Source organism: Cytobacillus purgationiresistens, assembly GCF_030813235.1.
GTDB lineage: Bacteria > Bacillota > Bacilli > Bacillales > Cytobacillaceae > Cytobacillus > Cytobacillus purgationiresistens.
The window spans coordinates 39,349-64,677 of record NZ_JAUSUB010000022.1 but is presented as its reverse complement, the minus strand read 5'-3'; the positions used below and the strand labels follow the sequence as shown (position 1 = coordinate 64,677).

The 25,329-nt window shown below is 38.8% G+C and carries 22 protein-coding genes; 17 read left to right on the top strand and 5 right to left on the bottom strand.

Annotated elements, in window-relative coordinates; genetic code table 11:
- The first annotated feature begins 29 nt into the window (after positions 1-29).
- The 8 genes from J2S17_RS20460 to J2S17_RS20425 all read left to right on the top strand — a co-directional run bounded on the left by J2S17_RS20460 (position 30) and on the right by J2S17_RS20425 (position 9,190).
- Positions 30-2,096 (top strand): glycoside hydrolase family 3 N-terminal domain-containing protein, encoded by a 2,067-nt coding sequence (locus J2S17_RS20460; RefSeq protein WP_307477641.1) that lies wholly within the window; start codon positions 30-32, stop codon positions 2,094-2,096.
- 317 nt (positions 2,097-2,413) lie between these two features.
- Positions 2,414-4,132 (top strand): ABC transporter ATP-binding protein, encoded by a 1,719-nt coding sequence (locus J2S17_RS20455; RefSeq protein ID WP_307477639.1) that lies wholly within the window; start codon positions 2,414-2,416, stop codon positions 4,130-4,132.
- Between the two features lie 161 nt (positions 4,133-4,293).
- On the top strand, positions 4,294-5,169 hold the full coding sequence (locus J2S17_RS20450; RefSeq protein WP_307477638.1) for a carbon-nitrogen hydrolase family protein: 876 nt from the start codon (positions 4,294-4,296) through the stop codon (positions 5,167-5,169).
- Between the two features lie 4 nt (positions 5,170-5,173).
- Positions 5,174-5,836 carry a GNAT family N-acetyltransferase gene (locus J2S17_RS20445; protein ID WP_307477690.1) on the top strand — a complete coding sequence of 221 codons (663 nt, stop codon included), beginning with the start codon at positions 5,174-5,176 and terminating at the stop codon, positions 5,834-5,836.
- Between the two features lie 80 nt (positions 5,837-5,916).
- Positions 5,917-6,132 carry a hypothetical protein gene (locus J2S17_RS20440; protein ID WP_307477636.1) on the top strand — a complete coding sequence of 72 codons (216 nt, stop codon included), beginning with the start codon at positions 5,917-5,919 and terminating at the stop codon, positions 6,130-6,132.
- 515 nt (positions 6,133-6,647) lie between these two features.
- Positions 6,648-7,574 carry an HD domain-containing phosphohydrolase gene (locus tag J2S17_RS20435; RefSeq protein WP_307477635.1) on the top strand — a complete coding sequence of 309 codons (927 nt, stop codon included), beginning with the start codon at positions 6,648-6,650 and terminating at the stop codon, positions 7,572-7,574.
- A gap of 14 nt (positions 7,575-7,588) precedes the next feature.
- A complete protein-coding gene (locus J2S17_RS20430; protein ID WP_307477633.1) occupies positions 7,589-7,915 on the top strand; it encodes an 8-amino-7-oxononanoate synthase in 327 nt (108 codons plus the stop codon).
- A gap of 144 nt (positions 7,916-8,059) precedes the next feature.
- The gene (locus J2S17_RS20425) at positions 8,060-9,190 is read left to right on the top strand and encodes an NADH-dependent flavin oxidoreductase (protein ID WP_307477689.1); all 1,131 of its coding nucleotides are present in this window, start codon (positions 8,060-8,062) and stop codon (positions 9,188-9,190) included.
- 56 nt (positions 9,191-9,246) lie between these two features.
- On the opposite strand, the gene J2S17_RS20420 is transcribed toward J2S17_RS20425, so the two are convergent.
- Positions 9,247-9,735 (bottom strand): hypothetical protein, encoded by a 489-nt coding sequence (locus tag J2S17_RS20420; RefSeq protein WP_307477631.1) that lies wholly within the window; start codon positions 9,733-9,735, stop codon positions 9,247-9,249.
- 311 nt (positions 9,736-10,046) lie between these two features.
- Between J2S17_RS20420 and J2S17_RS20415 the strand changes: the two genes are divergently transcribed.
- The gene (locus J2S17_RS20415) at positions 10,047-10,463 is read left to right on the top strand and encodes a hypothetical protein (RefSeq protein ID WP_307477630.1); all 417 of its coding nucleotides are present in this window, start codon (positions 10,047-10,049) and stop codon (positions 10,461-10,463) included.
- Positions 10,464-10,682: 219 nt separating this feature from the next.
- Here the strand turns inward: J2S17_RS20415 and J2S17_RS20410 are convergent, their stop codons facing one another.
- On the bottom strand, positions 10,683-11,198 hold the full coding sequence (locus J2S17_RS20410) for a hypothetical protein (RefSeq protein ID WP_307477628.1): 516 nt from the start codon (positions 11,196-11,198) through the stop codon (positions 10,683-10,685).
- 341 nt (positions 11,199-11,539) lie between these two features.
- On the opposite strand from J2S17_RS20410, the gene J2S17_RS20405 reads away from it, so the two are divergent.
- From J2S17_RS20405 to J2S17_RS20390, 4 genes are all read left to right on the top strand, one after another.
- Positions 11,540-12,802, top strand: a complete 1,263-nt coding sequence (locus tag J2S17_RS20405; RefSeq protein ID WP_307477627.1) for an L-lactate MFS transporter — start codon at positions 11,540-11,542, stop codon at positions 12,800-12,802.
- Between the two features lie 30 nt (positions 12,803-12,832).
- A complete protein-coding gene (locus tag J2S17_RS20400) occupies positions 12,833-13,192 on the top strand; it encodes a Na-translocating system protein MpsC family protein (protein WP_307477626.1) in 360 nt (119 codons plus the stop codon).
- Positions 13,193-13,975: 783 nt separating this feature from the next.
- Positions 13,976-16,324, top strand: coding sequence for an FdhF/YdeP family oxidoreductase (locus tag J2S17_RS20395; RefSeq protein WP_307477625.1), 2,349 nt, complete (start codon positions 13,976-13,978; stop codon positions 16,322-16,324).
- 114 nt (positions 16,325-16,438) lie between these two features.
- Positions 16,439-16,909 (top strand): hypothetical protein, encoded by a 471-nt coding sequence (locus J2S17_RS20390; protein ID WP_307477624.1) that lies wholly within the window; start codon positions 16,439-16,441, stop codon positions 16,907-16,909.
- A 107-nt stretch (positions 16,910-17,016) separates the two neighbouring features.
- Here the strand turns inward: J2S17_RS20390 and J2S17_RS20385 are convergent, their stop codons facing one another.
- On the bottom strand, positions 17,017-17,376 hold the full coding sequence (locus tag J2S17_RS20385; protein WP_307477623.1) for a peptidase G2 autoproteolytic cleavage domain-containing protein: 360 nt from the start codon (positions 17,374-17,376) through the stop codon (positions 17,017-17,019).
- Positions 17,357-17,599, bottom strand: coding sequence for a peptidase G2 autoproteolytic cleavage domain-containing protein (locus J2S17_RS20380; RefSeq protein ID WP_307477688.1), 243 nt, complete (start codon positions 17,597-17,599; stop codon positions 17,357-17,359). Before J2S17_RS20380 ends, J2S17_RS20385 begins: the two co-directional genes overlap by 20 nt.
- 418 nt (positions 17,600-18,017) lie before the next feature.
- Here J2S17_RS20380 and J2S17_RS20375 point away from each other — a divergent pair, with 418 nt between their 5' ends.
- From J2S17_RS20375 to J2S17_RS20365, 3 genes are all read left to right on the top strand, one after another.
- Positions 18,018-18,419 (top strand): GNAT family N-acetyltransferase, encoded by a 402-nt coding sequence (locus J2S17_RS20375; RefSeq protein ID WP_307477621.1) that lies wholly within the window; start codon positions 18,018-18,020, stop codon positions 18,417-18,419.
- A gap of 91 nt (positions 18,420-18,510) precedes the next feature.
- A complete protein-coding gene (locus J2S17_RS20370) occupies positions 18,511-21,705 on the top strand; it encodes a DEAD/DEAH box helicase (protein WP_307477619.1) in 3,195 nt (1,064 codons plus the stop codon).
- A gap of 293 nt (positions 21,706-21,998) precedes the next feature.
- A complete protein-coding gene (locus tag J2S17_RS20365; protein WP_307477617.1) occupies positions 21,999-23,252 on the top strand; it encodes a coiled-coil domain-containing protein in 1,254 nt (417 codons plus the stop codon).
- Between the two features lie 723 nt (positions 23,253-23,975).
- On the opposite strand, the gene J2S17_RS20360 is transcribed toward J2S17_RS20365, so the two are convergent.
- Entirely contained in the window at positions 23,976-24,374 is a 399-nt protein-coding gene (locus tag J2S17_RS20360; RefSeq protein ID WP_307477615.1) for a nuclease-related domain-containing protein, read from the bottom strand.
- 215 nt (positions 24,375-24,589) lie between these two features.
- Here J2S17_RS20360 and J2S17_RS20355 point away from each other — a divergent pair, with 215 nt between their 5' ends.
- Positions 24,590-25,282 (top strand): FadR/GntR family transcriptional regulator, encoded by a 693-nt coding sequence (locus tag J2S17_RS20355; protein ID WP_307477613.1) that lies wholly within the window; start codon positions 24,590-24,592, stop codon positions 25,280-25,282.
- Positions 25,283-25,329: the final 47 nt, after the last annotated feature.

The window sequence follows — 25,329 nt, the reverse complement described above, 5'->3', positions numbered from 1 at the left end:
TTATACAACTAGAACGGGAGGGGAAATAAATGTCAAAGCTTAGAATGGTCTTTTTTATTTTTCTCATGATGATGCTGTTCTTATTTCTCATCATTTACTCGAAGCCAACGCCTGCTGAGACTGAGTGGAGAGATTTAGTACTACTGCAGAATCTCCCAGAGTCAGAAGCGCGCTTCCATTCATCACATCAATTAGTTCCGATTCATGTATATAAAAATGGTCATTTTCTTAAAGTAGGAGCGAATTTAACCTGGAACTCCTCAAATAGACAGGTTGCACAGGTGAATCAAGATGGAGTTGTCAATTTAAATGGAAAAAATGGAAAGGCAACGATAACAGTTACGGATGGTTCTTTTCAAGATCAAATCGGAGTCAGCGTCGATGGCCGGAAAACTGTGTTAAAAAAAGAGAGCGGACAGCGGTATGATATTTTACCAACCGCAATTAAGTACATAACAATGGAAGAAAAAGTTGGACAAATGCTCATGCCTGACTTTCGGACGTGGGAGCACGCTGAGGTCACAAATATGCTGCCAGAGATTGAGCGTCTTGTGAAGGAATTTCATCTGGGCGGAGTCATCTTATTCAAGGAAAATATGCAATCGGTCGAGCAAGCAGTGAACTTAACTGCTGCTTACCAGACGGCAGCGGAAAAATATGCCCTGTTTTTATCTATTGATCAAGAAGGAGGCGTCATTAATCGTCTGCCATTTGCTACAGCTATGCCGGGGAATATGGCATTGGGTGCAGCGCGGGATGATCAATTGACAGAAGGGGTAGGGAGAACGATAGGAGAAGAGCTGGCTCTTTTAGGGATAAATATGGATTTCGCCCCTATTTTGGATGTCAATAATAACCCCGATAATCCAGTGATCGGATTGCGTTCATTTGGTTCTGAGTCAGCATTGGTAGCGGAAATGGGTGAGGCGTTTACTAGAGGTCTTCAAGCCTCAGGGGTTGCTGCAACAGCTAAACATTTCCCAGGGCATGGGGATACTGTAACCGATTCACATTTAGGACTTCCTGCAGTAAACCACGATCAAACACGTCTCAATAAAATTGAGCTGCCACCCTTTCAGAGTCTTATGAAAAAAGAGATTGATGCGATCATGACAGCGCATATTACTTATCCAAAGATAGACTCAACGAAAATAAAGTCAGCAAAATCAGGAGAAGAAATATATGTTCCTGCAACTTTATCCTTTAGGATATTAACTGAGCTAATGAGAGAAGACATGGGATATACCGGTGTCATTACTACGGATGCGTTAAATATGAATGCCATTGCTGAGCACTTTTCTCCATTAGATTCAGCTGTTCGTGCTGTTAAAGCAGGAGCAGATATACTTCTTATGCCAGTCGGAATAGAAGAGGTGGCAAATGGACTGTACGCTGCTGTTAAAAATGGAGAAATTCCAATGGAAAGAATCGACGAATCGGTTGAAAGAATTCTAGCTTTAAAAGTGAAGCGAGGCATTTTAAAGGAAGAGCATCCTGCCTCAATCAAAACAAAAATAGAGAAAGCAAAACACGGTATTCGCTCAACTGCTCATCAAAATATCGAGGCGAAAGCGGCAGAACGAGGTGTAACACTCGTGAAAAATGAAGGGGTTTTACCACTATTGCATATGGAAGATAAGGAAATTGTAGTTGTAGGGAAAACCTTTTTGCCAATGCTGAAAGATCAAATGGAAAAATATGATTCGAAAATAACAGTCATAGAGGCAGAGAAGCCTTATGACCTTTCTATCGAGGATAGGGAAGCTCTTAAAAGAGCAGTTGCTGTTGTGATTGCTTCGCATACGAGCTATAAACAAGATCGATCCAGTAGCAATCCGCAAATGCAGTTGATTAATGAAGCGATTAAAAATACTAAGGCACCAACTGTTGTGATTGCAATACAAAATCCGTATGATATCATGGCTTTTCCAGATGTTGAAGCTTTTATTGCACAATTTGGCTATACTGAAGCCAATTTTAAAGCTACTGCTGCAGTATTATTTGGTCAATTGAATCCGTCGGGAAAACTCCCTGTTGCTATTCCTGGTACGGATGGAGAGATACTATACGATTTTGGATACGGATTGTCCTATTAAAGGGACTTTATCCAAAGGGGTAATTTATTCGGAGAGTTGTAATTAAAAAACCAAGAATGTTGTTTAGCAGCATTCTTGGTTTTTTTTTGAGCTTCTAATATTAGACTTTGGAGACAGCTTAGGGTTATCCGATACGCTCAAATTATGAGATGCTTTAACTTTTTGATGGGGTATGTTATCATTTCGTTTCTTACAAAATCCAATACAATTGATTCCAAACCAGCATTTTTTTGCAAAAATCCCTTGTTTCTAATTACTGAGAGGCATATAATCCAAAGTATATTTCATAGTTTGAATAGACAGAATAGGAGAATAATATGATTAAACGGTTTTTCAGTTATTACAGGCCTCATAAGCGTTTATTTATTATTGATTTTAGCTGTGCCATCGCCGTTGCTTTGCTGGAGCTTGCTTTTCCATTGGCTGTACAGTGGTTTGTAGATGATCTTTTGCCTTCTAGTAATTGGTCAATGATTGTATCTGTCAGTGCTGGGTTACTGGCACTATATATGGTGAGTACGGGGATGCAATTTGTGGTGAACTATTGGGGGCATAAGTTAGGAATCAATATCGAAACAGATATGAGACAAGAATTGTTCACGCATGTTCAAAGCCAATCCTTCCGTTTCTTTGATAATACGAAGACAGGCCATATTATGAGCCGGACAACCAATGATCTGATGGATATTGGTGAACTGGCACATCATGGTCCAGAGGATTTATTTATCGCAGTCATGACGTTTATTGGCGCATTCTGGATTATGCTGACCATCAACGTAAAGCTTGCTTTAGTGGCCATCTTTATCGTCCCTTTCCTTGTTTGGCTCATTGCCTATTGCAACAAGGCTATGAACAAAGCGTGGAGAAAGATGTACAGTGATATTGCAGATGTGAATGGACGTGTAGAGGACAGTGTGTCTGGTGCACGTGTGGTTCAATCATTTACAAATGAAAAGTTTGAAATTGAACGTTTTAATAAAGATAACCGCAATTTCCGCGGGGCAAAATTAAAAGGGTATAAAGTGATGAGCACCACGATTTCAGGTGTGTTTTTTCTGACGAGGGTTTTAATCCTTGCCATTCTCGTTTATGGATCATGGCTGGCATTTAATAACGAATTAAAACCAGGCGAACTTGTTGCGTTTGTACTTTATGCCAATGTGCTGTTAAAGCCGATTGATAAGATCAGTGCATTAATGGAGCTGTATCCGAAAGGGATGGCTGGCTTCAAGCGTTTTACCGAAATGCTTGATACTCAGCCTGAAGTAGTGGATAAAGAGGACGCAGTTGAAGTATCATCGCTACGTGGAGATATACAATTCAAGGAAGTTTCATTTAGCTATGATGAACATAAATCCGTATTGAACAATATTGACTTGAAAATTAAATCGGGTGAAACGGTTGCGTTTGTCGGTCCTTCTGGAGCAGGGAAATCAACTATTTGTTCTTTAATACCGAGATTTTATGATGTAAACGAAGGTCAAATCACGATTGATGGCATAGATGTAAGAGATATGACTAAACACTCATTACGTTCACAAATTGGGATTGTCCAACAAGACGTTTTCTTATTTACTGGAACATTAAAAGAGAATATCGCCTATGGAATGCTAGATGCGACTGATGAACAAATTGAGGATGCTGCAAGACGAGCGCATCTTGTGAGTTTTATAGAATCATTGCCGCACGGATATGAAACACAAATAGGGGAAAGAGGGCTTAAACTATCAGGCGGACAAAAGCAAAGAATTGCGATTGCCCGGATGTTCTTAAAGAACCCGCCTATCCTTATCCTCGATGAAGCAACATCAGCATTGGATACAGAAACTGAGAAAATTATTCAAATAGCTCTAACAGAATTGGCAAAGGACCGTACCACTTTAGTAATTGCTCACCGATTAGCAACCATAAGGAATGCGGATACAATCATGGTTGTAACTGAGGATGGGATTGCAGAAGAGGGGACGCATGCTGATTTAATTGAACACGGCGGCATTTTTGCAAATCTCCACCAAGTTCAATTTCAAAAAGCTTAATACTAACAGAAAAACCCATTTATTTATTTAAGAAAAAACGGTTGTATATTATGTGAAAATCATTGATAATCTTAGGGGGATAAGGCTTGCCAGGTGGCAGCCTATCCTAGGCCTAGCACCTTCATCTAGGAGACTTTTTATGTAAAGTGAGGGGGATGACGATGAAAATGAGAGTTTCAAGTGTGCAGTATCACTTGCACACCATCCGTTCGTTTGAAGATTTTGCAAAGCAGTGTGAACATTATATTAAAACCGCGCAGGAGTTTGGTTCAGAGTTTGTTCTTTTCCCAGAGTTTTTTACAACGCAGCTGTTATCAATTGGCAGTGAACAAGGAACAAGTCTAACTATCAACGAACTGCCTGGATTTACAGATCAATATAGACAATTATTTACGGGACTTGCTGTTGAAACGGGGATGCATATTATTGGCGGTACCCATGTAATTAATAGAGACGGCAAGCTATACAATGTGTCCCACCTTTTCTATCCAGATGGGAGAATTGGGGAACAAGCTAAACTCCATATCACACCAACCGAAGTATATGAGTGGAATATGTCACCAGGGGAAGACTTGCAGATTTTTGATACCGATAAAGGGAAGATTGCCATTTTAACATGTTACGATATTGAATTTCCTGAGATCGTAAGAATGGCTAAGGCGAAAGGAGCAGATGTGATTTTCTGTCCATCTTGCACAGACGATCGCCATGGCTTCCATCGCGTTCGCTACACTTCTCATGCAAGAGCAATCGAGAATCAGGTGTATGTCGTAGTCACAGGAACAATTGGCTCACTTCCTACTGTTGACTTTATGCGTGCTAACTTTGGACAGGCGGCTGTGATTACCCCAAATGATATTCCCTTCCCTCCAAAAGGAATTATGGCAGAAGGGGAATTAAACGATGATATGATTATTACTGCCGACCTTGACCTAAACCTTTTATATGAAGTGCGTGAAAAAGGCTCTGTCACCACTTGGCGTGATCGCAGAGTCGATCTATACACCGATTGGGAGAAAGAAAATATTGATGGATAAGCAAATGTATCGCCATGAATTTTCTGTGTTTCATGAGGATAAGCCAGTACCAGCTGTCATTAGAAACTATCAGCAAACAGACTTTAAAGACTTGATTGAAATTCAAGCGGAATGCTTTCCTCCTCCTTTTTCATCGGATTTATGGTGGAATGAAGAGCAGCTGTCCAATCATGTTGCATTATTTCAAGAAGGTGCATTATGCATCGAAATAGATGGTAAGCTTGCCGGTTCACTGACTGGCTTGTGTGTGGATTTTAATCCAATGCACCCCATTCACACTTGGAAAGAAATGACCGATAATGGATTTATTCGTACTCACAATCCACATGGAAATACATTGTATATAGTAGATATCGCGATCAGACCAAAATACCGTAAGCTTGGATTGGGTAAGATGCTTATGCAGGCTATGTATCAAGTTGTCATACAACTAGGACTGGAAAGACTACTTGGCGGCGGCAGAATGCCAGGTTATCATAACGTTGTAAAATCCGTATCGCCAGAAGCGTATGTGGCATCTGTAGTGAATGGAGAACGAAGAGACCCAGTATTAACTTTTCTGCTGAGGTGTGGACGTATGCCAATTGCGATAGCTAAAGAATATCTTGAGGATGAAGAGTCCCATAACTATGGTGTATTAATGGAATGGAAAAATCCATTTAATTAAAAGTACCTGCAGTCAATTGACTGCGGGTTTTCTCTTCATTACAATAGTAAAAGGAATGATAGTATAGGGCGGTGCATGAATTGAAAAAGAAAAATACAGGCTTCATCCTTATCTTCTTAGGGATTATCTCGTTATACCTGTCGTTTAAGTTTCCAATGTCACCTATTTTGGCGATTCTATTGCTGGTTGGCAGTATGATTCTCAATGTAGCAGGAACCATTGTGTTAGTTAAGATGATTAGGTCATTGCAACAGCAAAGCAGCACTGAGGAAAGTGAAATGCAAAAAAAGCACTGATTAGTGCTTTTTTTGTTTTATATAAAACTTTATGCAGATAGTGTACGACGAATAGAACTGACACAAATATTTCTTATGAATAAAACCAATTTGAGTTAGAAAATTCCGAACAAAAGGCGGAACATAAATGGATAAAAAAAAGATTGCAAAGAAAAGAATGCTTCAATTATTCTAGCTAATTCAATCAATCGCTCTATGGCAGGGGACGGAAACTTCATAGGAAAATCGAATAATTACCACTTTTTTTCATATTGTTAATTTGCCTTCTTTTTTTATACTTATATAGTAATTAAATGTATAAGTTATATATGCCTTTTCGCTTCTAGATTATGAGTCCTTTGGTATAGCAATCTCGCGTCTTGTTTATAAGTTAATAGTCCTTTTTTTATTATAATGGACGAAATAAATATAGGTCTTAAGTGAATTAAATGTGGAATTGTGGAAAATATTATAATAAAATGTATATATATGCGACATTTTGTCGACTTTTATACTATTTTTTCATGTTTACTAGATTGAGAACATTACAGAAAGAGGTTTATGAAGTGGCCATGATAAATGAAGAGAGTTTCATTGAAACGGTCTATATGAAGGGATTGCAAATCTCCTTAGTCGCATCTGGGGACGGGACTGAGGTTATTTATCATAGACTTGAACCTGAAACGATGTGGGGAATTGAGCCTGAAGAGGGATGGGATTCATTAGAGTTTCTACATATTTTATCTGGAGAATTAACCCTTCCATATGAGGGAGAAAGTTTTAAGGCGGGTGACTCCTTTCATAAGCATCCGATTACTGAACATTATATTTTTAAATCTATAGGTGAAACAGAGTTTCTTTACGTTACTTCCCAACCTGTATTTCATTATTATAGTAAAGCCACTAAAGAATTAATGGATTTGTCAGTAGCAATTGAGGAAAAAGACGGATACACTGTCGACCATTGCCAAAGAATCAATAAATTGTCCATGATGGTAGGAGAAGAAATGGGCTTAGAAAAGAAACGATTGAAAAGTTTAAATATTGCATCGTTTCTACATGATGTTGGAAAGCTGAAAATCCCCCTGGAAATACTTCAGAAACCAGGAAAACTCACATCCGATGAATGGATGATCATGAAGCAGCATTCCCGATATGGAAGAGAATTGCTGGAGAATATCGGCCTTCCATTTTTAAAGGAAGCAGGCAAGGTAGTCGAACAGCATCACGAAAGATACGATGGAAAGGGCTATCCATATGGTTTAGAAGGAGATAATATTCTAACTGAAGCTGCCATTATATCTGTAGTAGATTCATATGATGCAATGACCTCGAATCGTATTTACCAAAAAGCTAGAGCAAAAGAAGTAGCGTTTAACGAGATTTTAAGGTGCAGAGGGACGATGTACAATCCACAAGTTGTAGATGTGTTCTTAGCGCTTAAAAATAAAATTATATTATGAGGGGGGAAATACCAATGAAGAAAATCACTTTATTTTTAACTGCTTTTTTGATTATTTCAAGTCTTACAGTGCAAGTACAGCAAACAGAAGCAGCGTATTTACCTGAGTATGATAAATACATAGAAGTATCTTATGAGGATGCAAGAAAAATTGCAGACATATTAGGGTTGAAAAATGTTGAATTAGGGGAAGAAACTGCAAAAATTACATTTGATGTTCAAGAGGCGGTTATCGCCAAATTGGAAAAGGTATTAAAAAAGGAAATTGACCATTATTACATTTGGTTAACTGTAAATGGACAACCAGTAATAGGAATCGATCCACCGTTTGCTATGTATTAAACTAGGAACAGATGCTGCCTCAGTCAGCATCTGTTTTTTTGCCCAAAAAGCATTATATTTGATATTCCCTCTACTATATTTTATCTTGTAATGTATCGATTAAGATCATCAATTAAAAAAACAACTCAAACTAAAGGGGTTTTCATCTTGAACAAGAAGTTTGAACAGCTATTTAATTCATTTCAATTTTCAAATGGAGTAGACTTGAGAAATCGTCTAGTCATGGCGCCAATGACGAATTATTCATCCAATGAAGACGGAACGGTATCTGATGATGAATTAGCCTATTATGCACGTCGATCCAGCGGAGTAGGCATGGTGATTACCGCTTGTACTTACGTATCGGAGAATGGAAAAGGGTTTTCCGGTGAGTTTGCTGGACATCGGGATGAATTTACTCCCAGCCTTAAGCAGCTGTCTGATGCCATTAAAGGTGAAGGAGCAAAGGCAATTCTGCAGATTTTCCATGGTGGCCGCGAATGTCCGCCACATCTCGTTCCAAATGGAGAAATCGTTTCAGCAAGCTCCGTTCCATCCAGCAACAGTGGATCTCAGGAACCAATACCGCTGCAGGATAATGAAATAAGAGACATTATTAAAGCATTTGGCGATACGACAAGACGTGCAATAGAAGCAGGATTTGATGGTGTTGAAATTCATGGAGCAAATGGGTATTTAATTCAACAATTCTTCTCCCCGCATGCCAATAATCGATCTGACGAGTGGGGCGGCACTTTAGAAAAAAGAATGGCTTTCCCGCTGGCAGTCGTTGATGAAGTGCAAAAAGCAGTTGCGGAACAGTCGCAGCGTCCGTTTATGGTTGGTTATCGCTTTTCTCCAGAAGAAGCGGAAACACCTGGCATTACAATGGCAGATACACTTGAACTCTTAAGTGTTCTTTCTGAAAAAAACCTTGATTATCTGCATGTATCTCTCCAGGATTTTTGGTCAAAACCAAGGCGCGGGGTCGAAGATATGGAGCGTACCAGAATGCAGCTGATTTTAGAGCTAGTGGGCAATAAAGTCCCTGTAATTGGTGTCGGCGCCATTTATCACCCTGATGATGCCGTAAAAGCAATGGATCAAACAAACGTCCCGCTGCTTGCTTTAGGCCGTGAACTTCTAATCGATCCAGATTGGGTGCAAAAGATTGCAGAGGGAAGAGAAGATGAAGTGATAACTAAGCTGGATCATGACAAACAGGAAGAGCTCGTAATTCCAGATCCACTTTGGAAAGTGATTATGAGTATACCTGGCTGGGTTCCAGGTGTATAATTAAAGAAACAGGCAAGCCTTTAATATAAGGCTTGCCTGTTTCTTTGAAACCAAGATCATTCTATCACAGTATCTTTTACATACCCATCTGCAAACTGGCGATAGTTATGAATCTGGTTCTTATCATCCAAATAATAGATGGACACGTTTCTGATTTTTTCTTCCTCCTGATCGAAAGAAACCATCACAATGTATTGCAGCTTGTTGGATTTCAAAGCATCGAAATCAACTGAATCATATCCAAGTTTGTTTGAATACTCCTTGTCTAGCTTAAAATCATATCTCCATAATGGTAAATCATACATGGCATCAGTTAAAACCTCATCAGGCTTTCCAAAACGTTCAATTATTTCATCTTGACTTAAATCCGGATGAATGGTTTCTTTTAATGATTTGATATCAGGTGTTTTATTTTTAGTTTCTTTTTCTGCAGATTCGTTAGTTGTTTCAATATAGCTTGTCTCTTCCATGGCATCAAAGGACTGCACCGGAGAAGCAAAAAGACTCATTCCAACAATAGATAATGACAACATAAGTTTAAACATGTATAAACCCTCCAATAAATATCTCTATATATTAGACGTATTACCCTTTAAAAAGATTCATAACATTACAGTATTATTACAAACGGTAAATTAGAACTATAAGCAAATAAATAAAGATTTAGATTTTTGAAATCTTATATGATAATAAAATTACATATTTATACATAAATATGAGAGGCTGTATTGTAGACAAACTCATATCAATTTATGAAAAAGAGTGGTATGGGATTTTCCGAAGCTTACTGCGAGGCGAGCTATTGTCGACACTCAGACATATTTATACATAAATATGATTTATTGGAGGGATGGTGGTGAAAAAGATAACGGTTGGAATGATTATTGTTGCGTTTTTGAGTGTCATTTCTTATTTTTTTATAGATTTTTTAGATCAGGAATGGATTAGTGAGAACAAAGAGTATGAAGGTAAAAGTGATGAATGGGAGGTTTCTTTGAAGCTAACCTCAAAAGGGGAAGGAAAATATAATCGACTCATTCAAATGAAGTACTTGGGAACGGATGATAACATTCAAATTGATAGCTGGCACCTTGAAGGATATGGATTTGACGTAGGCGGTGCAGATATTGAGCTGATCGAAAATTCATTTACATTAAGAGATGAGGTCGAAACTGATTTTAAACAATATGACCAGCAAAAGTTTTCTATTAAATGGGGAGATAACTATGAAGAGGAATTCCTGCTGTTGATGAAGGATGATAATGAAAAATAAAACCCCAGCTATACTTTATAGCTGGGGTCCATAAAAGACAGGCAGGAGTTAAAAGGTCAGCGACCATCCATTACCATAGTAAGTCATCGGTTAAGGGTGAATGTGTAAAAGGTAATCGGTCATTGGTTTAGCCATTACCAGTTTATAGTACTTACAAAGCACTCTTGAGATTTCCATGTCTTCTATGCCTTGAAGAGGAGTCTCACCGCTTCAAGGGATTTAGAAATATTTATCACGTTCAAAATCAAGTTCGATGCTATAGTTCTTGGCATTGATTAGATTGGAAATTCGATTAGCGTTCCGGTCGAATTCAAGTGCTCTTAATCGATAATCCTCAGGATCAAAGGTTGCCAGCTTAATCATGGAGCTTGATTCACCAATCATATAAAGGAATTCTTCCTTTTGTGACGCCCCGTATTCTTTGAATTTTCGTGCCCTTGCTCTTAGCTGTGAAGCGAGTTCGATCGCTTCGACAATCGCGAGGGACTCATTATTAAACTGGATTTCATGATCAATATTTGCGCGATACACGAGCTTATCCAGCAGGCGAAAATCCTTTCTAATTGCTTCGATATCTTTTTCAGCATCTTGAAATAATCTATTTTGTTTTGGAAGTTTACTGCCTTTTTCAATCTCAACAAAAGCAAGCCTGTCCATTTCTTCTTCCAATTCATGAATCCGTTTAGATAATACACTTTTTAGCTTAACAGCTTCAGCCAATGATATTTTGGGCATGCAATCATCTCCTTTGTTCATTTCTATTATAATACAATATTACTATATTTCACTAATTTTCATAGTGGAAGTTGTCAATTTAAAGACAAAAATAGTAAAGAAAACGATTGTTAAAAATTTCGAAGAGTGATACTATTTAGAAAAGTTCATAGAATTGTCATTTTCTTGATACGAGATAGCGATCCTGTCATCGGTTTAGAAAAAGATGTTTCAAGATTGTAAGCGTTTACTGTTGGTGTATGGTAGCGAACTCTGCTGATTACTAACCGTCACTCTTTCCTTTGCATGTAATCGGAAAGCATGGCGGTTTTTATTTTTACCATTTATAAGGAGATGATAAGATGGATAAGGTAAAGAACAGATGGCTAATAGCCGCTTCGGCGATTGGTATCCACCTTTCGATTGGGTCTGTATATGCATGGAGCGTTTTTACAAAACCGTTGGTAACGGAATTTGGCTGGGAATTAACTGATGTAAGTTTGACTTTTAGCCTTGCCATTCTTTTTCTTGGCTTATCGGCCGCATTTTTAGGTCATTTTGTTGAAAAATATGGACCGAGGAAATCGGGTATTCTCGCCGCCATTTTCTTTGGAGTCGGAATAACAGGGTCAGGATTGGCAATTAATTTAGAATCATTGTCCTTATTATATATTTTTTATGGTGTTCTTGGGGGAATTGGTCTTGGGGTAGGCTATATTGCTCCAGTGTCCACTTTAGTTAAATGGTTTCCAGATCGCAGGGGATTAGCAACTGGTCTTGCTATTATGGGTTTTGGCTTTGCTGCGTTAATCAGCAGTCCTATTATGCAAAACTTAATTGAATCAGTAGGGATTGCTAATACCTTTTATATTCTTGGCGTGTCTTACTTTATTATTATGATGGCATCATCTCTATATCTTGAACCGCCGAAGGAAGGGTGGAGTCCAAAAGGATTCGAGGAGAAGATCGCAGCAGGGACGACAACAATCAAAAAAGACCTTTCACAGCTTACAGCCAATGAATCAGTGAAGACAAGAAGGTTTTACTATATTTGGATTATGTTATTTATAAATGTGACCTGCGGCATTGCAATCATATCAGCAGCATCACCGCTTGCCCAAGAAACAATCGGCTTGAGTGCCGTAGCTGCAGCTGCACTTGTTGGTGTGTTAGGTGCATTTAACGGCTTTGGCAGAATCGGTTGGGCATCTATATCTGATTATATTGGGAGACCAAATACGTATACTGCTTTTTTTGCCATCCAATTAGTTGCCTTTCCATTATTGACCGTTGTTGATAACCCTATCTTGTTTCAAGTGTTATTAGCGATAATTTATACATGTTATGGCGGGGGCTTTGCCGCAATACCGGCATATATTGGAGATTTGTTTGGGACGAAGCAGCTCGGTGCTATTCACGGTTATATCCTGACAGCATGGGCTGCCGCAGGTTTAGCAGGCCCTATGTTTGCCTCGTGGATCAGGGAAACAACAGGCAGCTATTCACAAAGTTTATTTGTGTTTGCCGGTATGTTTGCTGTAGCGCTGGTTGTTTCATTATTAATCCGCAGGGATATAAATCAGCTAAGAGAAAAACAGAATAAAAGTGATAATATCGCAGTTTAATTTAAATAACATTAAAGGGCTGAAGCAAACATGAACAAATATGAGGCCGAATTCAGCAATTTGGTCAGGTCTTTTAGAAAGAAACATATGGGTAAGGGACCTAGCAAAATCAAAACGACTTTCTGTAAAAATTGGGCAATCGCTGAAATGGAAGGAAATCTTTCACCAGTTGAAAAATTCATTGCCAGTGCAGATGAAGGTAAACAAATGCTAAGAGCAGCGAGGACAGAAATGGTGAAAGAAATGTACAAAAAGAATCGGCCAGTAGAAATGGAAGAATTGCTCCAAGCTAATTTAATCGATTTATTCGTTGATATCGATATCGAACGAGATTTTGGAATGTCCATATTTGTGTTTGATAAAGATCTAGGCTATTTATCTGAAAAATGATAGGAATTTATTTGTCCATCTCCGACCATGTAAAAAAAAAATTACCATCATTTTGCAAAGCGGCAAGATGGTTTTCTTTTAAAAGATTTAATCTCTTTAGTTATTCTTGATGGAGAAGAGTAAGTAAACATTGAAATTCAAGTATTCCAGCTGCGGTGGCTAGCCCCTCGAGGTCTTAAGTCAAATGGTCAAGAAGGTAAAGACCAACCTTCATGACCATTCGTCTTAAGCTTGTCGGGGCTGAACGAGCCACCTCCGAATTTCAGTTTGTCCAGCTGCGGTGGCTAGCCCCTCGAGGTCTTAAGTCAAATGGTCAAGAAGGTAAAGACCAACCTTCATGACCATTCGTCTTAAGCTTGTCGGGGCTGAACGAGCCACCTCCGAATTTCAGTTTGTCCAGCTGCGGTGGCTAGCCCCTCGAGGTCTTAAGTCAAATGGTCAAGAAGGTAAAGACCAACCTTCATGACCATTCGTCTTAAGCTTGTCGGGGCTGAACGAGCCACCTCCGAATTTCAGTTTGTCCAGCTGCGGTGGCTAGCCCCTCGAGGTCTTAAGTCAAATGGTCAAGAAGGTAAAGACCAACCTTCATGACCATTCGTCTTAAGCTTGTCGGGGCTGAGCGAGCCACCTCCGCATTTCAGTTTGTCCAGCTGCGGTGGCTAGCCCCTCGAGGTCTTAAGTCAAATGGTCAAGAAGGTAAAGACCAACCTTCATGACCATTCGTCTTAAGCTTGTCGGGGCTGAGCAAGCCACCTCCGCATTTCTATTAAGGAGTTGATTGTTATGGGTAATACAAAGCATACAGGACCGATTAAGTTAAATACTGCACCTAAACCATCTCTTTGGGCGGGGCTTTCTCCGATGGGTCTTGGGAAGGTGAAGCCGCATCATTTAAGAGATACGTTAAAGGTGGCATGGGATAATAAGGATAATCTTCCTTATGCTTATAAAATTTTAACTCAGGGAGTATGTGATGGCTGTGCTTTAGGTGTTTCTGGTCTGTATGATCAGACATTGACCGGTCCCCATCTTTGTACAACAAGGCTGAATGTTCTCCGACTAAATACCGCACCGGCAATAGACGAAAAATGGCTGGCGGATATTGAGAAAATGAAGGAATTGAACAGTTCTCAGCTTAGGGAGCTCGGTCGCATTCCTTTTCCTCTTTCTCGAAAAAAAGGAGAAAATAAATTTACTAGAATCAGCTGGGATGAGGCATTAAATCGGATTGCAGCAAAAATAAAATCAATCGATCCTAAGCAATTAGCTTTTTACTTAACTTCACGTGGAATTACGAATGAAGTCTACTATACAGCAGCAAAGGTTGCCCGATTCATCGGCACGAATAATATTGATAATGCTTCAAGGATTTGTCATTCTCCGAGTAAAACCGCTTTAAAGCGATCACTTGGGATAGGTGCTGCCAGCTGTAACTATAAGGATTGGATTGGGACGGATGTGCTAGTATTCTGGGGGTCTGTCGCTGCGAACAATCAGCCAGTTTCAACGAAATACATGTATGCTGCTAAAAAGGCAGGTACTAAGATCATCATGATTAATCCGTATCGAGAGCCTGCTATGGAGAATTATTGGATTCCATCCATTGCGGAAAGCGCTTTATTTGGCACGAAAATTGTTGATGATGTATATCAAGTGAATATAGGCGGGGACATCGCCTTTATGAATGGGGTAATGAAGCATTGGATCGAGATGGAGTCAATAGAGCCGGGTTCAGCTATTGACCATCAATTTATCCAAGCGCATACGAATGGATTTTCTAAGTTGAAGAATCATTTGAAGAATCAAGATTGGAAGCTGCTTGAACAGTCCTCGGGATTGTCATATGCCAGAATAGTAGAGTTTGCAGAGCTTTTAGCAAAATCCAAGTCAGGTATTTTCATTTGGAGCATGGGGCTCACCCAGCATCGCTTTGCAACAGATAATATCTCGCAAGTGGCTAATCTTGCAATGCTTCGGGGCTTTATTGGCAGAGAGCATTGCGGAGTGATGCCTATCCGAGGACATAGCGGTGTACAGGGTTCAGGAGAAATGGGAGCAGACCCGTTTGTCCTTCCTGGAAGTGATTTTGATGAAAGTAATGCAAAAAGGATAGAGAAAATATGGGGATTCCACATTCCAAAGTGGCAGGGAGATACAGTCGGTCAAATGCTTGAGAATCTGATGCTTCCCAATGAACACGAACGAAAGGTTAAACTTTTCTATACAAGTGGCGGAAATTTTCTTGAAACAATGCCAAATCCTTCTTTCATAAAAGAAGCACTGGAGAATGCTGAAATCCGCGTGCATCAAGACATTATCTTCAATACATCAACGCTTGTTGAAGCAAAAGAAGAGGTCATTGTTCTGCCTGCGATGACAAGGTATGAGCAGCCGGGAGGAGGAACCTCTACAAGCACTGAAAGAATGGTTTATTTCAGTCCAGAGATAGAAGGTCCAAGAATTGAGGAAGCACGCTCGGAATGGGAAATATATATCGATTTAGCCGCTAGAGTTCTCCCGGAGAAAAAAGATAAAATTCACTTTAATCACGCCAAAGAGATCCGCGATGAAATTGCCAAAGCTAACCCCAATTATGACGGGATACAACATCTGAAAAATCGTGGAGACGTGTTTCAATGGGGTGGTGCATGGCTATGTGAAGGAGGTATTTGCCCTACAACAGACGGAAAAGGGAACCTATTAGCTATCGATATTCCTGAATTGCGAAAAACGGAAGGCCATTTCTTCGTCACTTCCCGCAGGGGGAAACAGTTTAACTCAATGATTTATCATGAAGAAGATCCGTTCAATGGTGCAGGCAGATATGATATTATCATGAACGAGATGGACGCTGAGCGCTTAAGTATACAGGCAAAAGATAATATCGTTGCTTATAATCAATATGGCACATTTCAGGGCAAAGCAAAATTCGAAAAAATCAAATCGGGAAATATAGCGTTATATTGGCCAGAAGGAAATATTCTGATCCCCAAAGGTGTGGTAGACCAATACGCAAAAATTCCAGAATACAATACAACCGTCATCATCGAAAAAGCAGAAATTTTTCACGCACATAAAGACAAGAAATATGTTGAAAAAAGAATAGAAGCATTAGATATTAGTATTGGATGAAATGAATAGGTACTTAACTTCTAGACTCTTCAAAGGGGAAGAAAAGAGAAAAAATCTCGCAGATAAACGAAAGTACTAAAGTATTCCAATTTCGTCCAACTCAGGGGAGTCTCTATGAACGAATATGTGATTTTGGAAGATGAAGAGATTATTCACTATGTTGATAATCTTAATTGGAATTTACCAAAAGACATACAAAGAGAATCAATGGAAGTTCTCTCACAAGTTCATCCCGATAAAGTGGATCTATTAATACCAAAATTCGGAAAGGAAACTTGGGGAAATGCAATTTATATTTTAAGAAAAATGGGTTATCCAAGAAATAGAGGAGCACTGCCATTGCTTGCTGGACAGATAATGGATAGGAATTGGCCTGGGTCATTGGAAGCTCTAGAGATTTTCAGAGAAATAGGTAAAAGAATGTCAACGCCATTTATTGAAAATGAATGCTCTAAAGCTATCAAGCAAAAAGATAATGACTGGCTGGAGCATTTGCAATATGCTTGCGAAAGCTTAGGAATAACGGAAGAGGATTTTAACGATGCTCAGCAATATAAAATGATGATTACATTAGCTGAGCAGTAGTTAAAAAGGAAAGTCAGGACTCAAATAGATGAGGTACGCTCAACATAGAAATGATTTTATATATAGAAACAAATTGTGGGTCCCACATTGTTGTTGGACCCTTTGTTTTATTTCATCATAATCAAAATCTGATCGCAGTCTAAACGGTTAATCACAAGATAGCCGATATCCGAGGCAGTTGTAACTCCTTCGTCCTTCGGCATGCAGTATATGTTTACTTTACATGGGCCATCATCACTGACAAGCAATTTCCCTACATCACCAACGGTCACCCATTCTGGTCTATTCCTTTGAGGAATGTAATTTTGCGACAGTTCAAAGTCAGTATTGAGAATAGGGGTATCTGTCATAATAGAAGAAAGTTTATTGTCATTACGGTTGATACTCATTTTTTGATATTGGATTCTGCCCCATTTATCCGTTTTGAATTTTTGATTCCAATCCAGTTCAGCTGAGTCCGTAGTCATTGATGGGGTAGCAATGACGAATATAGTCACCCTCGGAATTAGCTGGTTTTACTTTATCATCCGTAACTAACAGTCCTGGTTCAATCGGGTTGCCATTAGTGGTTTCAAACATTTCCGCATAGTCGGCTCCCCCTGAGAAATACGCCCCATCAATATACATATTACCAGTGGAACCTTGCAAAACAGCGGCAAGACCTGGATTAGCGAATGATCCGTTAACTATATGCTCATGAGTGTTGATATAAGGTGGAACCGCTTATACCTATAATATGAGCGCCGATATGTAGCAATGGTGCTATTTCATTCAGCATGGGACCAAAGTCCATTTTCCTCTGTATTGGCTCATCGCCAGCGGTAAGGATATTTACCCATTCTGTATAGGCTCCAGCTCTTGAAGGGTTATATTATTGCCCGCAGTGATTCTTGGTACCATATGTCCTCAATGCTTGGTCCTACTGTTATTTATACGGTTCTTAGCATTGCTGCCTTTTGGTTATATAAATGGACCGCGTATATTCATGACGAGTTTCTACTATATAATATGAGATTGTTCATCCGCAGCAGTAGCTAGTGAATTTTTTTAGAAGGGATTACTTCTATTAATATTGAAATAATCTTGTAGACCAAAGGAGTGATATCAAATGAAATACATGCATAGTACTGAAGGTTTGACAGAACAGATGTTAAATGGATTTTTTGTCGACTGGCCCAACCCTCCCAATTGTGCTACACATTTAAAGCTGTTGAAAAGGAGCTATAAAGCTATCGTTGCGGTGAATGAGGAGGAGGATCAAGTGGTTGGTTTTATTACGGCAATCAGCGATGGTATCCTATCTGCCTACATTCCTTTATTGGAAGTACTGCCTGAATATAAGCAGCAGGGAATTGGCAAAGAGCTTTTACATAGGATGATGAAAGAACTTGATGGTATTTACATGATTGATCTCATGTGTGATGCGGAGTTGCAGTCCTTTTATGAAAAGGTAGGAATGGCAAAGTCAAACGGAATGATCTTGCGAAATCGCGAAAATCAGTCTGGTTGATTATTTTGAGTTTGTGTAAGGCAATAATGATATAATTAAAGCAAAACAATCTTGCTGAGCAGATTTATTCAGTGGGAGGGAGTCATTTCATTTGAACATCCATTTAAGCCAGAACATAATAATGGAACGTTGCGGGGCTGTCTCCTACAAAAGAGGAGAAGCTTTTTATCGTTCTAAAAAAGTTATTTTTCAAGCATTTGAATCAGATAAATGTGAAGCAGTGGTTACCGGGTCAGAGGATTTTAGTGTCTTAATAAAGGAGGATGGAACGGGTGATTTTGAGTCATCCTGCAGCTGCCCAACCTTGGCATCGTTTCAGAAGGATTGCCAGCATGTAGCAGCCGTTTTGATCACTATTCTGAAGAATCAGCGGAAAGGGAATGAACGCCCGACAGGACAGCATCCAGCGGACCAAACCGGTATTACAGGTGAGATTATCTCCATCTTTTCAGAAAAAGAGAAGAGGTCCTCATTCGAACAGCATCATTTTGAAAATAGAAAAATCCTTGAGGCTAATGTCACTTGTGAATTACGACCGAACTCAGTAGAAGATCATTTGTTTAGTTTGAAAATGAATGTCGGCGTTCATCGTGTAAAAGATATTCGATCATTTCTCCAGGCCATTCATCATAATCAGCCCTTTAGATTGTCCAATGATTTTATATATGATTCTAAGCGGCATTGTTTCCGAAAAAATACTGATCAATTGATGCAATCTCTATATGAGATGATCAATGATGAGAGGACCGAAGAAAAAGTAATCGATCGTACAGAGGACAGTTTGTTGGTCCTGCCAACTTCCTGGAATCGGATATATCCATTATTGGAATCAATAGAGAATGTGGAATTCCAGTATGAAGCAAAACAATTTGGTCGGTTAAAAGTAAAAAAGAGCCAGTTGCCAATTACTTTTTTATTTGAAAAAGATTCAGCTGATGGTTTTAATTTTAAGATAAGAGGCATGCAGACACTCATTCTTCTAGAAAAATATCAGCTTGTTTTCATAGAAGGGGAGCTATATGAGCTTGTTGAGAACGACTATAACCGGTTGAAGGAATTAAAACGGATGGTTGAGAAAATGGGAGCAGAAGAGATTCCTATACCTAGCGAGCAAATCGGTTTTTTTCTTGAGAAGGTTGTACCGGGCTTAAGACAGCTTGGCGAAGTACATATTTCGAAAGAGATCTCAGTTCAGTTTGTTAAGTCCCCGCTTAAAGCGAAGTTCTATTTAGATAGACTAAGTCATCGCTTATTAGCGAGTCTGGAGTTTCATTATGGTAATCATGTGATGAATCCGGCTAAAGAAAACGAAGGTCATTCTAAAGTGATGGTCTTTAGGGACCTTGAAAAAGAGGCGGCAATTTTAGAGCTGATGGAAGAGGGATCTTTTACAAAAACGGATGAAGGATATTTTCTTCACAATGAAGAGTTGGAATATCAATTTTTATATCATATCCTTCCCAAATTGCAAAAATTAGTTCAGGTTTATGCGACTACAGCAATTAGAAATCGGATTTTCAAAGAGAATCCGAAGCCGAAAATTAGCGTGAGAATCAAAAAAGAACGAACAAACTGGTTAGAATTTAAGTTTAATATTGCAGGAATTCCAGAGCAGGAAATCCGAGATGTCCTGGTGGCACTTGATGAAAAACGAAGATATTATCGCTTGCGAAATGGCACACTTTTTTCACTTGAAGCTAGAGAATTTGCAGAAATTCAACGCTTTCTTGAGGCCGCACCAATTCAGCAAGAGGATTTATCTGCATGGATGGACGTACCGTTAATTCGAGGCATCCAGCAGCTAAATCAAGCAAGTGAATCAGTCTTGGAATTTGAAAGTTCTTTTAGAGAGTTTTTACAAGCGCTTTATCACCCAGGAAAACAGTTATTCCCTTTACCCAATGAATTAGAACATACGCTCAGAAATTATCAAAAAGAAGGGTTCAATTGGATGAAAATGATTGCTCATCATCGTTTTGGCGGCGTTCTTGCAGATGATATGGGACTTGGGAAAACATTGCAGGCAATCGCATTTATTTTATCTGAGGTTAATGAGATTCGTGAAAGCAAGCAGCCTGCGCTCATTGTATGTCCCTCTTCGGTAACCTATAACTGGATAAGTGAATTTCTACAATTTGCACCTGATATCCAAGCAGTCATCATGGATGGAAGGAAGGACCAGCGGAGCCTGCTTCAACAGGAAGTGAAAAATGTTGATGTAATGATTACATCCTATCCATTGCTTCGTAAGGACATTAAATGGTATGAGAGACAAACCTTTCATACCATTATATTTGATGAAGCACAAAGTTTTAAAAACCCTATAACAGAAACAGCTAAAGCTGTAAAGAAACTTAAAGCTGGAACCCGCTTTGCATTGACTGGGACACCAATAGAAAATTCACAGGAAGAATTATGGTCGATTTTCCATGTGGTGTTTCCAGAGCTATTCTTAGGGTTAAAAGAATTTAGTCAATTAAGCAGGCAAAAAATTTCCCGTATCGTTCGGCCATTCATGTTAAGAAGGATGAAAGCGGATGTCCTCTCAGAATTCCCTAAAAAAATAGAGTCGATTGAGTTAGTCAATTTACTGCCAGAGCAAAAAAAACTATATGCGGCCTACTTAGCTAAGTTGCGTCATGATACGCTTAAACATTTAAATAAACAGACGTTAAAGAAAAACCGCATTAGAATTTTAGCGGGCTTAACTAGGTTAAGGCAAATCTGCTGTCATCCAGCACTATTTGTAGATGGCTATAAAGGCAGTTCTGCCAAGTTTGAAGAGCTGCTGAAGATTCTTCGAGAATCTAAGCTTTCAGGCAGGAGAGTCCTTGTTTTTTCCCAGTTTACAAAGATGCTGGATTTGATAGGGAAAGAACTTGCAAATGAAGGTAGGTCATTCTTTTACCTTGATGGACAAACACCTGCACATGAACGGGTAGAAATGTGTAATAGATTTAATTCTGGTGAAAATGATGTTTTTCTTATCTCATTGAAAGCTGGAGGCACAGGATTAAATCTAACTGGTGCAGATACGGTTATCCTTTATGATCTTTGGTGGAACCCAGCAGTGGAAGAGCAGGCAGCTGATCGTGCCTATCGTATGGGCCAGAAGAATGATGTTCAGGTTATAAAATTATTATCCGGAGGAACAATAGAGGAAAAGATTGATGAGCTACAAGATAAGAAGCGAGCTTTAATAGAGGAAATTATTGATGTAGATCGTCAATCAACTGCCGCGCTTTCGGAGCAGGATATAAAGGATATTTTAGAAATAAGAAGCTAGAAACTAGCTTCTTATTTCTGCTTTTTTATGAAAAAAAATAGGATAAAAGTATGTGTGAATATTCATAATAATGAAAAAAATGATGTTTTGTGTCGGTTTAGTAATATATTTGTAATGTTGCTATTACCTAATTGTCAAATAGTGATGTTATAATCCAATTTGTAAAGACTATTATACCGTTTAATTTGTCACATTTTTAGTAAATACATAGAACTTTAAAACATAACGAAACTTACTTAACATACATATGTGTCGAAAAAAGAAATAATTAGAGAGAAAGCAGGGGAAAATGAGTGAAGAAGAAAATAGTAGCTTTAAACACAACGATTATGCTAGGCCTAGGAGCTTTCGCACTACCATCAGTAAGTGCAGAATCTATTGATAATATTAAAAAGGAACGCTCTGACATCCAATCAAATCTATCAAAAGCAGAAAAAGAACTAGCAACAGTCTTAGCTGAATTAGGTAAACTTGAAGATCAAATTAAAAAAGTTGACCAAGCAATGATCGATAATGACAAAATAATTGCTGAAACTGAAAATAGCATTAAAGACACAAAAGAAAAAATCAAGAAGCTTGAAGCAGAAATCGCAGTAATTCAAGAGCGTATTGATAAGCGTGCGGTTGTATTAAAAGAACGCGCACTTGCATTCCAAGAGAGCGGCGGCACAAACGTTGGCTACATTGATGTATTACTTGGCGCCACAAGCTTCAGTGATTTCATTGACCGTGTAGGTGCAATTACAAAGATCGTCGAAGCTGACCAAGATCTATTATTACAGCATGATGCTGACAAAAAAGAAGTAGAAGAAAAGAAAAGCACAGTTGATACTGAGCTAGCTGGTCTTAATACTAAAATGACAGATCTTGAGGGCATGCGTGCTCAAATGCAAGATCAAAAGAAACAAAACGATAAGCTTAAACAAGAATTAAAAGATAAAGAGACGGTTGCAGCTGATAAAAAATCTAAGCTTCAAACAAAAGACAGCGACCTTGCTGCAATGCAAGCTGAAATTGAAAGAAGTATGGCAGCTCAAACAGCAGTAGCAACTGTTGCTACATCTTCTAATGCAAGCTCTGCACCAACTTCAGTTAAATCTACAGGCGGCAGCAGCAGCAGCAAACAATCAACAGCAGCGCCTGTAGTATCTAAAGGCAGCGGCGGCATGAGCTCAGTCATCAGCGCTGGAAATAGATTCATTGGCAACTCTGTTTATGTATTCGGTGGCGGAAGAACAGCAGCAGACGTAGCAGCTGGACGCTTCGATTGCTCTGGATTTGTTCACTGGGCATTTGCTCAAGGAGGATACAGCGTAGGTGCGTCTACTGATGCATTAAAGAACCAAGGAACTCCAGTCCCTGCAAGCCAAATGCAACCTGGTGATCTAGTATTCTTTGACACTTACAAAAAAGATGGACACGTTGGTATCTACATCGGTGGCGGACGATTCATTGGATCACAAAGTAATTCAGGTGTTGCTATTGCTAACATGTCTAGCGGATACTGGGCAGATACATTCAATGGCCGTGTAAACCGTATCAGATAATCATAGATTTCTAAATGCAGCCTGGCCAATTTGGTCGGGCTGTTTGTTTTTATATACCACCTTTGTGTGCTGCGTAAACTTGGAAAATGCCCGCTTTGGAAGAGCGCGGGCGTTTTTTGGTTGTATAGTGAGCGCTTAAAATAAAGAGAGTGACTAAAAAGAAGCTTCAGGTGACTAATAAAACAGTAAAACCCACTAATATCCACATCAAAAATAGTCTCAAATATAAATAAAATCAATTTCAGCACAAAAGCACGGTAGAATTAGAAAAAAGTCAAACAAAACCACTAAATCTAACTCCAGATGTTATCTTTTATCATCATTTTCATTACTAATTCATTACCATAATTTTTTCGTGATTCTTTATTTCCATTCTAGAGAGTAGTTTTGAGGCGCTAAACGTCGATAAGTGAATTTCCTGAACTCCTTTGTGATGATCGTTGGTTTAATTAGTAAGAAGTAGTCCACGAGTGCGCTTTCGTGACTGATACAATCAGTCAAGCCGCAATGTGGGCAATGCCATCCTAACCGCTCTCTCTTCATCGCAAATCAATCACATTTGGGACATTTAATTCCTCTTATTAGCTCACCCTCAGAGATTCCGTATTTCATCAAAACATTGGCATTGTCTTTACAATGTTAACAGCAACTATTTAATTTTTCTCATTTCTTTTTGATTCCCAATTTCTTTTTGATGGTGTTTACATAAAGTTTCCCACCTTTCTAGGATACGAGTAATATGGATGACTTGTTGTTTAGTTTTATAATCGCCTTTAATGACACCTTGAGAAATACGATCAGCAAAGCTTCTGACTTTTCATTCGTTGTTCGAATCATTTGATTAAATGTGGAATCGAACTGGAGCTCACCAAAGATATTTTTACATTCAAAAATAAAGACAAAGCGAGGGTGAATCAGGCGAAAATCAATTTGAAAAAATGAGTGAATTTCTTCCAACTGAATATTATGGTAAATGAGAGGTTCTTCGAAAAAATCTAAATAATATTGGGTGTTTTTCTCCCCATTATAACCAGCAGATAATTTTCTCAAGTCTTCTAAAATAGTTGTATGTAATGGGTGTTCTTCTCGAATTCTCCGCAGTAATGCTTCTGTCTGTCTCATACGTAAGCTTATTCTGAAATCTTTCAAAAACATCTTATCACTACCCTTTTTTCCTCATATAATAAACTACATCCCTCCCCAAAATCTAAAAATAAATACAACCCAACCAAAACATTCAGTTAATTCTAAATAATCATTGCAATTTTGTTTTCGGAATGTTTAAATAATATTAACTTATCAGATATGTGATGTCTGAAAAGGAAGGTGGTTACTTCTTGAAGGCAGAAAAGATTTCAACAAGAAAAATCTCTGAGATTGTCGCAGAGAAAATCGAGAACATGATTGAAGAAGGTTCATTCGCAGCGGGAGAAAAGCTGCCTTCTGTACGGGAACTTTGTGAAGCTTTCGGTGTAGGCCGATCGGCAGTCAGAGATGCAATGGCTGCATTACAAGGTAAAGGGCTTGTTCATGTAAAGCAAGGGGAAGGAACTTATATACTTGGCTTTGATTCTTCCAAGCTGTTTACAAGGAGTCATCTTTTGCCTGGAATTAAGGATATTCAAGAGCTTTTTCAAGCGAGAAAAATGGTGGAAGCGGGCCTGGCTGAAATGGCAGCGCTTAACCGAACAGAGCTAAACGTCGAAAAAATGAATCATCTGCTTACTAATCCAACAGCAGAAGGATGGGAATCGGATTATTTATTCCATTTGGCTATTGCAGAAGCAGCTGGTAACACAATCATGATTCATTTTATTGAATTCATCTCCACAACATTGAAGAAGTCGATGGTTGATTTCCATCAATTCATTCAATCTCAGCCAGCAATTGTTCAAACCATTAACGAGCAGCATTTTACAATTTTCCGAGCAATAGAGGAAAAGGATGCCAACCAAGCCCATAACTTAATGATTGAGCATTTAAGTTTTGTTGAAGAACTGTTACAAAAGAGGATTTTTCAGCAGTATTAATTTTTGCGACAAAATAGAAACGGTGTTTGTTATTACAAAACAGCGGA